Origin of the sequence: Rhodococcus sp. MSC1_016, assembly GCF_023667485.2 — a bacterium.
Taxonomy (GTDB): domain Bacteria; phylum Actinomycetota; class Actinomycetes; order Mycobacteriales; family Mycobacteriaceae; genus Rhodococcus_F; species Rhodococcus_F oxybenzonivorans.
The window spans coordinates 2454560-2467532 of sequence record NZ_JAMOZI020000001.1 but is presented as its reverse complement, the minus strand read 5'-3'; the positions used below and the strand labels follow the sequence as shown (position 1 = coordinate 2467532).

Below are 12973 nucleotides of genomic sequence, written 5' to 3'. Positions count from 1 at the left end.
GGTGGCGTCGCATCGCGGCGAACGCGTGGACTTCGTGATCGATGCCGACATCCACCGTGGGCTCGTCGAGCGCGCCCAGAACAGCGGCACCACGCTGTTCATGGTCGTCCATGCTGCGTTTGCGACGCTCTTACACAGGCTCAGCGGCAGTACGGACATCGTGATCGGCACACCCGTGGCCGGCCGCGGCGACGAGGGACTCGATCCGCTCGTCGGAATGTTCGTGAACACCCTGGCCCTGCGCACACGAATTCATCCCGGCGAGAGTGTCGACGCTCTCCTGGCACAGGTGCGCGATGTCGATCTCACGGCCTTCCAGGACACCGAGGTTCCCTTCGACCGGCTCGTCGAGATCCTGCGTCCCACCCGGTCGTCCGATCGGCACCCGCTGTTCCAGGTGATGTTCGCCTTCCAGAACCTGCGACCGGTGACGCTGGAATTGCCGCAGTTGGTGGTGGAGGCCGTCGACTTCGATCCTCACATCGCGAAGTTCGATTTGGATTTGGCGCTCGCCGAAATTATGGACGACGCCGGACACCACAACGGGATCTCCGGGGCCTTCACGTTCGCATCGGAACTCTTCGAACGCGCCACTGTCGTGGGATTCGTGGACCGATTCTTGCGGATCCTGGAGGCGGTCGCTTCCGCTGACGAAATCGCCGTCGGCGATATCGCCATCCTGGGTGCGGCCGAGCAACAGTCCCTCGCACCGGTGTGGGGCGGGCCGCTTCTCGCGAGCGCCACCCTGCCCGAGCTGCTCGTCGCGGCCGCGGAACGGTATCCGGACTCGACTGCGCTCGTCTTCGACGGTGTCTCGATCGACTACAGTGAGCTGGATCGGCGATCGACCCAGCTGGCACGGGCACTTATCGGGATGGGCGTCGGCCCGGAAACCTACGTCGCAGTGGCCTTGCCGCGCTCTGTCGAATCGGTGCTATGCGTGTGGGCCGTTGCCAAGACCGGTGCGGCTTATGTTCCGATCGACCCCGCGCATCCGGTGGATCGGATCGCGCACATTCTGCGGGATTCGGGAGTCGTCGTCGGTGTCACTCGCGCCGAGTTCGCCGAACACCTTCCGGGTGTGACCGACTGGCTCGTACTCGACGACCCGGAGGTGATCCGCGAATTATCTTCGGCGAGCACGGAGCCGGTAAGGGACGCGGACCGCACATCGGCTCTGCACGTCGATCATCCCGCTTATCTCATCTACACGTCGGGTTCGACGGGTCTGCCCAAGGGCGTGGTGGTCTCCCACCGCGGTCTCGCGAATCTCGCCGGCTCGTATACCACCGCGGTGCGGGCAACCGAGGAGTCCCGGGTCGCGCACCTCGCGTCCCCGACGTTCGACTTGTCGGTCCTGGAACTGCTTCTGGCCCATACCTCCGGGGCCGCGCTGGTGGTCTGTCCGCCCGGTGTGTATGGCGGCGTCGAGCTACACGAGCTGTTGCAGTCCGAACGCGTCACGCACATGACCATCACCAATGCTGCTCTGGCGTCGGTCGAGCCGGAGGGACTGGACGATCTACGCTCGATCGTCGTGGGCGGCGACGCCTGCCCACCGGAGACGGTGGCGCGATGGGCCGACCGGGTCGAACTCGTCAACGGATACGGTCCCACCGAAGTGACGGTGGGCGCCACGTTCAGTTCGGTGCTCGGCCCGGGTAGAGACATCACCATCGGCGGTCCGCTGCCCGGGGTCGCCGCTGTGGTTCTCGATTCGAGGCTGCGGCCCGTGCCGGTCGGTGTCATCGGAGAGCTGTATCTGCTGGGGCCGGCTCTGGCACGCGGATACCACGATCGCGCCGCGCTCACGGCACACCGCTTCGTGGCCAGTCCGTTCGAGGCCGCCGGTGCCAGGATGTACCGCACCGGTGACATAGCGCGTTGGCGCGCAGTAGATTCCGGCATGACCGGCAGCATGACCGAAGGCACACTTCCCGGACATGCGATCGAATACCTCGGCCGCTCCGACCACCAGGTCAAGGTTCGTGGCCTACGTATCGAACTCGGCGAGATCGATGCCGCCCTCAACGCACATCCCGACGTCGACTTCGCCGCCACCTTGGGTTACGAGTCGCCATCGGAAACACGACTGGCATCGCACGTGCTCGTCGGTGCGGGCGCCGACCGTGACTCGGCAGCTCTGCTTGCGTTCCTGCGTCAGGCATTACCGGGGTACATGGTTCCGTCGGCGCTGGTGTTCCTGGACACCATCCCGCTGACCCCGAACGGCAAACTCGACCGGGGCGCCCTGCCCGTGCCCGACTTCGCCGCGGCCGCGAAGGAGATCGCGTACCGGGCGCCCCGGAACCCACTCGAGCGGTCGATCGCGGATGCGTTTGCCGAAGTGCTGGGCGGTACGGACATCGGTCTCGACACAAATTTCTTCGATGCAGGCGGTAACTCGCTCTCCGCGACGCGGGTGACGGCCCGGGTCGGTGCCCTGCTCGACATCCGGGTCACGGTGCGTGACGTCTTCGAAGCCCCGACCGTCCTCGCGCTGGCAGGTTCGCTGGCGCCGCGAATATCCGGGACCGGCGCCGGCGGTTCGGCCGGACCGGCTCTGGTGCCGCAGCCGCGCCCCGACCGGATCCCGCTGTCACTCGCGCAGCAGCGGATGTGGTTCCTCAACCAATTCGACACCTCGTCGGCGACGTACAACCTGCCCGCGGCCGTCCGGCTGACCGGATCGCTCGACGGTGCGGCACTGAGGTCGGCAATCGTCGATCTGGTCAGTCGGCACGAATCGCTGCGGACCGTCTTCCCCGATACGCGCAGCGGTCCCCACCAGGTGATCCTCGAACCCGGAGAGGTCACCCTCGACGTCGCACCGGTCCGGGTGAGCGAAGCCGCACTGCACGCGGACCTCCAGGAGTTCCTCCTGGCCGGGTTCGACGTCTCCCAAGCCGTGCCACTGCGGGTGAAGGTGTACTCGCTCAACGACACCGAGCACGTCCTCGCCCTCGTCGTCCACCACATCTCGGCCGACGGCGCCTCGATGGAACCGCTGATCCGGGACCTGATGATCGCCTACGCGAGCCGCGCCGCGGGCCGGGCGCCCGATTGGGCGCCGCTGCCCGTGCAGTACGCCGACTACGCGCTGTGGCAGCGGAAGGTGCTCGGCGACGAGTCCGATCCGGCAAGCCTCGCCGCCGCGCAACGGGAGTACTGGACCCGGTCGCTCGCCGGTGTCCCGGACCAGCTTTTCCTGCCCCGGGACCGGGCCCGGCCCGCGGTTCCGTCGCATCGCGGTGCTGCCGTGCGTTTCTCGCTGTCCCCGGACACCCATCGCGCCCTGGCGGAGCTGGCCCGGGCTCACGGCGCGAGTCTGTTCATGGTGGCGCACGCCGCCCTCGCGGTACTCCTGAGCCGACTCAGCACCACCTACGACATACCGGTCGGCACCGCTGTCGCCGGGCGCGGTCGCCGGGAACTCGACGACATCATCGGCATGTTCGTCAACACTCTCGTTCTGCGCACCGAGCTCGACCCCGGGGCCTCGTTCGTGTCGCTGCTCGGGCAGGTACGCGACGTCGACCTGGAGGCGTTCGCGCACGCGGACTTGCCGTTCGAGCGTCTGGTCGAAGTGCTGAGCCCCGTCCGCTCCACCTCCCATCACCCGCTGTTCCAGGTGGCGCTCGGCGTGGATACGGTGTCTGCCGATCGACTCGAACTGGACGGACTGTCCGTGGAACCGGTCGCCGCCCCGGTGAGTATCGCCAAGTTCGACCTGCACTTCACCCTCGTCGAACGGGTCGACGGCTCTGCGGAGCCCGCCGGCATCGACGGCGAACTGGTGTATGCCACAGACATTTTCGATGCCGGTACCGCGGCGGAATACACACTGCGGCTGCAGCGGATCTTCGAGTCCGTCGTTGCCGACCCGCAGCGCGCCGTCGGGGACATCCCCGTACTCGGAAACGACGAATACGAGGCGCTGACGCCGGTTCGGGGCGCCGACGCCCGCCCGGTGCAGATGCTCACCGAGATTCTCGCGGACGCGGTGGCCGCCGCTCCGGACGAACCGGCCGTCGTCTTCGACGGCCGAAGCATGTCCTACCGCGATCTGGACGAACGGTCGAACCAGCTGGCCCGACTTCTGGTCGATCGGGGCGTAGGACCCGAAACGCGGGTGGCGCTGGCACTGCCGCGCTCGTCCGAATCGGTGATGGCCGTCTGGGCGGTGGCGAAGTCCGGTGCCGCCTTCGTGCCGGTCGATCCCCGCTACCCCGAGGACCGGATTCGGCACATGGTGCAGGACTCGGGCGCAATGGTCGGCATCACCGTGTCCGCGGAACGCCCCCTCCTCCCGGATTCGATCCGGTGGCTGTTGCTCGACGACACGGCGCTCGAGCAGCGCTGCACCCACGAATCACGGCTGCCCCTCACCAACCGGGACCGCATGCGGCCGATCCTGCCCGACCAGGTGGCGTACGTGATCTACACCTCCGGGTCCACCGGGCGCCCCAAGGGGGTCGCGGTGACCCACCGTGGCCTGGTGAACCTGGTGACCGACGAACGCGAGCTTCTCGCGGTGACGTCCCGGTCCCGCGTCCTGCACTTCGCGTCCCCGAGCTTCGACGCCTCGGTGTTCGAGATGTTGATGGCGTTGAGCGCCGGCGCCGCCCTGGTGGTCGCGCCGCCGACCATCTACGGCGGCTCCGAACTCGCGGAGCTTCTCGCCGCGGAACACGTCACCCACGCGTTCTCCGCGCCCGCGGCCCTCGCCTCCGTCGACCATCACGGGCTCGACGACCTCGCCGTCGTGGTGGTGGCCGGCGACGTGTGCCCCCCGGAGTTGGTGGCCCGCTGGGCTCCCGGGCGTCGCATGGTCAACGCATACGGGCCGAGTGAGGCGACGATCATGTCGTCGATCACCGAACCGCTCCGGGCGGGCGAACCGGTCACGATCGGCGGGCCGAGTCGCGGCGTGCAGGCACTCGTGCTCGACGGGCGGCTGCGTCCGGTGCCGGTGGGCGTGCCCGGGGAGCTGTATGTCAGCGGGCCGAGCCTGGCCCGCGGCTATCTCGGCCGCCCCGGTCTCACCGCCGATCGGTTCGTGGCCGACCCCTTCGGCGAACCCGGGGCACTGATGTACCGCACCGGCGACCTCGTCCGGTGGCGCGAGGACCGGGTTCTCGACTTCGTCGGCCGTACCGACCACCAGGTGAAAATTCGGGGCTTCCGAATCGAACTCGGCGAGATCGACGCCGCGCTGACCGCGCACCCGCAGCTCGAGTACGCCACCACGATCGGTCACCAGCATCCCAACGGGGACACGTCCCTCGTCGCGTACGTGCTGCCGTTCAGCGGCGAGGACGTCGACCGGGTGGAGGTGGCGAAGTTCATCGGCGAAACCCTGCCTGGGTACATGATTCCGTCGTCGATCACGATCCTCGACGCCCTACCGCTCACCCCCGCCGGCAAACTGGACCGTGCCGCACTGCCCGAGCCGGTGTTCGCCGCCGCGGACCGCCCCTTCGAGGAACCCCGCAACCCGCTCGAAGTAATCGTCGCGGGTGTCTTCGCGGAGGTCCTGGCGTTGCCGGAAGTGGGAATCCACGACGGGTTCTTCGACCTCGGCGGCAACTCCCTGCTGGCCACGCAGGTGGTGTCGCGGATCAACGCCGCTCTCGACGTGCACGTCGGCGTCCGCGAAATCTTCGAAGCGCCGACGGTCGCGGCGCTCGCGGCCCGTCTCACCGAGTCCGCCCGCCACGGTGTGCGCCGCCCGCCGCTCGTCGCCGGGCCCCGTCCCGAGCACATTCCGCTGTCACTCGCCCAGCAGCGGATGTGGTTCATCAACCAGCTCGACACGGCGTCGCCCGCCTACAACCTCCCGATCGCGCTGCGGTTGACGGGGGAGTTCGACCTACCCGCGATGCGCGCCGCTGTCGCCGATCTGGTGGGCCGGCACGAATCGCTGCGCACCCTCTACCCCGACTCAGACTCCGGTCCCCATCAGGTTGTCGTCGACGCCGCGGGCGCGGTACCCGACCTGACCCCGATTTCCGAGCATCCCGACGACGTCCTCGAGCGGGTAATCGACTTCGTCACAACCGGATTCGACGTCACCGCGGAGGTGCCGCTGCGCGCCCGCATCTACCGCGTCGCCGCCGACGACCACGTCCTGGTCATGGTGGCTCATCACATCTCCGGTGACGGATGGTCGCTGGCACCGCTCGCGCGGGACGTCATGCTGGCCTACACCGCACGGGCTGAGGGGCACGTGCCCCAGTGGTCACCGTTGCCGGTGCAGTACGCCGACTACAGCCTGTGGCAACGGGAACTGCTCGGTGACGAGACCGATCCCGAATCTCTTGCCAGTGAACAGATTACGTACTGGAAGTCCGCGCTGGCGGGGATACCGGACCGGCTCTCGCTGCCGACCGACCGCCCCCGGCCCGCGGTGGCCTCGAACCGCGGCGCGCACGTCACGTTCACGATCGACGCCGACACCCACACCGCGCTACTCGCGGTGGCGCGCCGTCAGAACGCCTCGCTGTTCATGGTCATGCACACCGCCCTCACGGTGCTGCTGGCGCGGCTGAGCAACGACACCGACATCGCGGTGGGCGCACCCGTCGCCGGGCGCGGTGACCAATTCCTCGACGAGCTGGTCGGGATGTTTGTCAACACGCTCGTCCTGCGCACCTCGGTCGAGCTGGGTGGTTCGTTCGCCGACAATCTCGCTGCCGCGCGAGCAACGGACCTCGGCGCGTTCGCGCACTCCGACATTCCGTTCGAACGGCTCGTCGAGGTGCTGAACCCCGCCCGCTCCCGGGCGCACCACCCGCTGTTCCAGGTGGCGTTCTCGTTCCAGAACCTCGCCCGGACCGCCCTCGAACTCCCCGGACTGCACGTCGAGGGCCTCGACGTACCCAGTGCCGTCTCCAACTTCGATCTGCATCTGACATTGTCGGAAAGCTACGACCACGATCGGAACCCGGACGTGATCGAGGCGCAGTTCACCTATGCCACCGACCTGTTCGACGAGTCGACGGTGCAGTCCTTCGCGGACCGGTTCCTGCGGATTCTGGGATCGGTCGCCGGAGATGCCGATGTCGTGGTCGGTGGTATCGACCTCCTCGGCGGCGCGGAGAAGGTGCGAATCCTCGGTCAGTTCAACGACACCGCCGCTGAACTGCCGGCCGCCACACTGGTCGACCTGTTCTCCGCGCAGGTGGCGCGCACCCCCGACGCGGTCGCGCTGTCCCTCGGCGGCGTCGACGTGACTTATGCGGAGTTCGACCGCCGCGTCGGCGAACTCGCCCGGCACCTCGCCGACCATGGGGTGGGCCCGGAATCGGTGGTGGGGCTGGCGATGAACCGGTCCATCGAACTTCTGGTCGGGATGTACGCCATCCTGCGCGCCGGTGGTGCCTACCTGCCGATCGACCTCACCCACCCCGCGGACCGCCTCGCCTACGTTCTCGACGCCGCGGCCCCGGTCTGCGTCCTCACGACGTCCTCGGACGGTTTCGTCGTCGGCGGCGTGCCCACCATCGAGATCGATGGGTCATTCCTCGACACGCCGATCCCGTTCGACGCGCCGACGCTCGCGGCGCCGCGACCCGAGAACACCGCCTACCTCATCTTCACCTCCGGCTCCACCGGCCGGCCCAAGGGTGTCGCGGTACCCCATGCCGCCATCGTGAACCAGCTGCTGTGGAAACAGCATCGGTACCCGCTGGACATCACCGACGCCGTGGTCCAGAAGACACCGGTCACCTTCGACCTCTCGGTGTGGGAACTGTTCTGGCCGCTCGTCTCGGGAGCGCGATTGGTGATCGCCCGGCCGGACGGCCACCGTGATCCGGCGTATCTGGCCGACCTCATGCGCGAACATCAGGTCACCGCAGCGCCGTTCGTTCCATCCTTGCTCGAGGCGTTTCTTGCGACACCGGGTGCGGCGCAGCAGCCTGCCCTGCGACGTGTGCTGTGCATCGGCGAGGCCCTGCCCCCCGACCTCGCTGCTCGCTCCCGCAGCGCGTTCGGTTCGGCAGTTGCATTGCACAACCTGTACGGGCCGACCGAGGCCGCGGTGTCGGTCACCTCCTGGCAGCACACCGTCGACGATCGCGACAGCGTTCCCATCGGCACCCCCGCCTGGAACACGCAGGCGTTCGTGCTGGATGGGCGTCTGCAGCCGGTTCCGCTCGGGGTAGCCGGCGAGCTGTATCTCGCCGGCGACCAGCTGGCCCGCGGGTATGTCGCCCGGCCCGATCTCACCGCGGAGCGTTTCGTCGCCAACCCGTTCGGCGCGGCCGGCTCCCGGTTGTACCGGACCGGTGACGTGGTTCGCTGGCGCCTGCGCGGCACCGAGGGCGTGCTCGACTACCTCGAGCGCTCCGACTTCCAGGTGAAGGTGCGCGGATTCCGGATCGAACTCGGCGAGATCGAGTCGGCGCTGAGCGGATGCCCCGGCGTGCAGCAGGCCGTCGTCGTCGCGCATCAAAACCCGACGACCGGGACGGCTCTGGTCGGATACGCGGTGCCCGAGGATGGCGCGACCCTCGTCGTCGCAGACGTGCTGGCGGACGCGGCCCGTCGAGTGCCGGGCTACATGGTGCCCGCAGCGCTCGTCGTCCTGGATGCCCTGCCCCTGACCACCAACGGAAAACTCGACCGTAAGGCGCTGCCAATACCGGAATTCGGGACCGCGCACGACGAGTACCGGGCCCCGGAAACGGATATGGAGGCCGCTGTCGCCGCGGCATTCGGGGACGTGCTCGGGGTCGAACTCGTCGGCGCCGACGCGAGCTTCTTCGAACTCGGCGGCAACTCGCTGGTCGCCACCCGGGTTGTGGCGCGGCTGTCCGAAACCCTGGGACGCCGCGTAGAAATCCGCACACTCTTCGAGGCGCCGACGGTGGCCGGCCTCGCTGCGCTGCTCGAGTCGACGGAGAACGCCGACGCCGACCGTCCGCGCCTCGCACCGGCCGAACGCCCCGCACGCATCCCGCTGTCGTCGGCGCAGCGCCGGATGTGGTTCCTCAACCGGCTCGACCCGGACTCGGCCGCCGACAACATTCCGGTGGCGGTGCGCCTGTCGGGGTCCCTCGATGTCGACGCGCTGCAACACGCGGTCACCGACGTCCTCGGCCGCCACGAGTCGCTGCGGACGGTGTATCCGGATTCCCCGGAGGGGCCGCACCAGATAATCCTGCCCGTCGACCGGGTCGGGGGTGAACTGTCCGTGGTCAGCGCCGAAGAAGCGGAGCTGGCCGGGCTGATCGCCGCAGTGGCCACGACCGGGTTCGACGTCACCACCGAGGTCCCGTTGCGAGTACGGATCTTCCGGTTGTCCGACACCGAGCATGTGCTGGCGCTCGTCGTGCACCACATCTCCGGCGACGGCTGGTCGATGGCACCGATGGTGCGGGACGTGATGACGGCGTACGCGGCCCGCTCGGCGGGTGCCGCGCCGCAGTGGTCGCCGCTGCCGGTGCAGTACGCGGACTACGCGTTGTGGCAGCGGGATCTGCTCGGCGACGAATCGGATCCGACCTCGCTGGCGGCGCAGCAATTGGCGTTCTGGACCCGCACCCTGGCGGGTGCCCCCGACCAGCTGAACCTGCCCACCGACCGGCCACGTCCGGCGGTGTCGTCGTACCGGGGTCGAAGCATCGACTTCCTCGTTCCGGCCGCCTTGCACCACGGCCTCCACCGGACCGCGCGGGACGCGAACGCCACCCTGTTCATGGTGGTGCATTCGGCCCTCGCGGTGTTGCTGAGCCGGCTCGCCGGGACGAGCGACATCGCGATCGGCACCCCGGTCGCCGGCCGCGGCGAGCGCGCACTCGACGACCTGATCGGCATGTTCGTCAACACCCTGGTGTTGCGACAGCAGGTCGACGGCGCACGCACCTTCGCCGAGTTCGTGGCAGACATACGCGACACCGACCTGGCCGCATTCGCCCACGCGGATGTCCCCTTCGAGCGGCTCGTCGAAGTGATCAATCCCGCGCGGTCCACTGGGCGGCACCCGCTGTTCCAGGTGATGCTCACCTTCCAGAACCTGGACCAGGCAACCCTCGAGCTGGGGGAGCTGGCGGTGAGCGGTGTCGACCTCGACGTGGACCTGGCCAAGTTCGATCTGCAGCTGACGCTGATGGAACGCTTTGACGCCGACGGCCGCGCGGACGGGATCACCGCCCGGCTCACCTACGCCTGCGATCTCTTCGAGGAATCGACCGTGCACGTCTTCGGTGAGCGCTTCCTGCAAGTGCTCGCCTCCGCCGTCGACGATCCGGGTGTTCCGGTCGGCGACATCGACGTCCTCGGCGCCGGTGAACGGAAGCAGATCGTCGGCATCAACGCGACGTCGCACGACGTCCTGGCAGGAACCCTGCCGTCGCTCTTCGGTGCGCAGGTCGCCGCCACCCCGGACCGCACCGCCCTGGTTTTCGACGGGGAGGAGTTGACGTACGCCGAGTTCGATGCGCGCGCGAACGCGCTTGCGCGCCGACTGATCGAGCAGGGTGTGGGCCCCGAATCGGTGGTCGCAGTGGCCATGCGCCGCTCCGTCGAACTGCTGGTGTCGGTCTACGCCGTCGGAAAGGCGGGCGGCGCCTACCTTCCCGTCGACCCCGATCACCCGGCCGAACGCACGGCCTCGGTCCTCGCGACAGCGGCACCGGTGTGTGTGCTCGTCGACGGTGAGACCGTGGACACCGCGGTGCCGGTCATCGACATCGCCGCCGAGGATTTCACCGGATACAGCCGGGTCGCCGTCACCGACCGCGAACGGCTGGCACCGCTGTCGTCGGCGAACACCGCGTACGTCATCTTCACGTCAGGATCGACCGGCCGGCCCAAAGGCGTCGCCGTCACCCACGGTGCGATCGTGAACCGGCTGCTCTGGATGCAGCACGAATACGGACTCACCGCCGAAGACGTCGTTCTGCAGAAGACTCCGACCACGTTCGACGTGTCGGTGTGGGAATTGTTCTGGCCGCTACAGGTGGGCGCCGGCCTGGTGGTCGCCGCACCCGACGGGCACCGCGATCCGCGGTATCTGTCCAGGCTCGTCCGGGAACATCGCGTGACGACGATTCACTTCGTGCCGTCGATGCTCTCCGTCTTCCTCGCCGAACCCTCTGCCGCGCAGTGTGAGTCGCTACGGTTGGTGTTCTGTTCGGGTGAGGCTCTCACTCCGGAGCAGGCGCAGCGGTTCCGGTCGGTCAGTCGGGCAGACCTGCACAATCTGTACGGCCCCACGGAGGCGGCGGTCGACGTAACCTACTGGAACACAAGTGCCGCCGACCTCTACGCGGTGCCCATCGGGCGTCCGGTGTGGAACACCCAGCTCCACGTCCTCGATGCGCGGTTGCATCCGGTGCCCAATGGTGTGGTGGGGGAGTTGTACCTGGCTGGAGACCAGCTGGCGCGCGGCTATCTCCGGCGGCCGGACCTGTCGGCGGACCGCTTCGTCGCCAACCCCTACACGCCGGGGGCACGCATGTACCGGACCGGTGACCTCGTGCGACGCCGGGGCGATGGAGCGTTGGAGTATTTGGGCCGCAGTGACTTCCAGGTGAAGCTGCGCGGCCAGCGCATCGAACTCGGCGAAATCGAAACAGCCCTCGAAGCGCATCCGGACGTCAGCCAGGCGGTGGTGGTCGTGCACCGCGACTCGCGCGGGGACGAGGCACTGATCGCGTACCTGGTGCGAGGGCACTCACCGAGTTCACCCGACGTGCGCGCCCACCTGTCCACGCGGCTCCCGTCGTACATGATCCCGGCGCACGTCGTCGAGCTCGGCGCCCTCCCGCTGTCGGCGAACGGCAAACTCGACCGCGCCGCGCTGCCCGTACCGGAGCTGTCCTCGGCTGCCGTCGAATACGCGGCGCCTCGCACCGCGGCCGAGAAAATGGTTGCCCGCGTCTTCGAGGAAGTGCTCGGCCTGGAACGGGTGGGCCGCACGGACAACTTCTTCGATCTGGGCGGCAACTCGCTGATCGCGACCCGTGTCGCCTCCGCACTCGCCGATGAACTGGCAAGCGACTTCCCGCTCCAGTGGATGTTCAGCGACCCCACGCCGCAGTCGCTGGGGGAGCGGATCGCGAAGTCGACGGCGGACGGCGTCCTCGACACCGGTGCGTCCCTCGACGTCCTGCTGCCGATCCGCACCCGCGGAGCGGCGGAACCGCTGTTCTGCGTCCACCCCTTCATCGGGCTCGCGTGGAGTTACGCCGGGTTGAGTGGGCACCTGACCCAGGATCGGCCGATCTACGGGCTGCAGTCCCCGGCACTCACCGAGGACGAGGCGCCGCTCGCGTCGATCACCGAGTTCGCCGCGCGGTATGTGCGCGAGATCCGCTCGATTCAGCCACACGGCCCCTATCACCTGCTCGGATGGTCCCTCGGTGGCGTGATCGCCCAGGAAATGGCCGTACAGCTGCAGGCATCCGGCGAGAAGGTCCGACTCCTCGGGATGCTCGACAGTTACGTCGGGCTCGATCGCAGTGCGAGCGCCGAGAACCCCGCTACCGTGGCGGACCTCCTGGGCGGCTTCGGTCTCGAACTGCCCACGACGGGCGGATTCGACGAGCTCGCGCCGGACGGCATATTCGACGCAGAGCGAGCCGCAGCGCTCCTCGGGGCGATTGGGGGACCGCTGGCGAGCCTCACCGCGCCGCAACTCGCCCGTATCTACGCAAACGCGCAGCGGGCGCCGGAGCTGATCGATCGGCACCAGCCGCGGATGTTCGACGGCGACCTCGTATTCTTCACCGCTGCCCTGGACGACGGATTCCACATCGATCCGGTGACGTGCTGGAAGCCTCACGTCGGCGGCGACATTTACGAGCACCCCGTCGACGCGACGCACTGGACGATGACCACGCCGGAGGCGCTCGCGGTGATCGGGCCGCACCTCGCGACACCCGGTCCGGTGCGTGATGCCATCAGCGGACCCGATGGCAACGACCCCGACGACAGCGAGGAACGGCAGCCGTCCGTCCGCTAG

General features: G+C 68.4%; 1 protein-coding gene (only partly in view). It reads left to right on the top strand.

From position 1 onward, the window contains the following. Positions 1–12973 carry the 3' portion of a non-ribosomal peptide synthase/polyketide synthase gene (locus L1080_RS11435; protein ID WP_250768366.1) on the top strand. It extends 18065 nt beyond the left edge of the window, so only the last 12973 of its 31038 coding nucleotides appear in the window; the start codon falls outside the window, past its left edge; it ends in the stop codon at positions 12971–12973.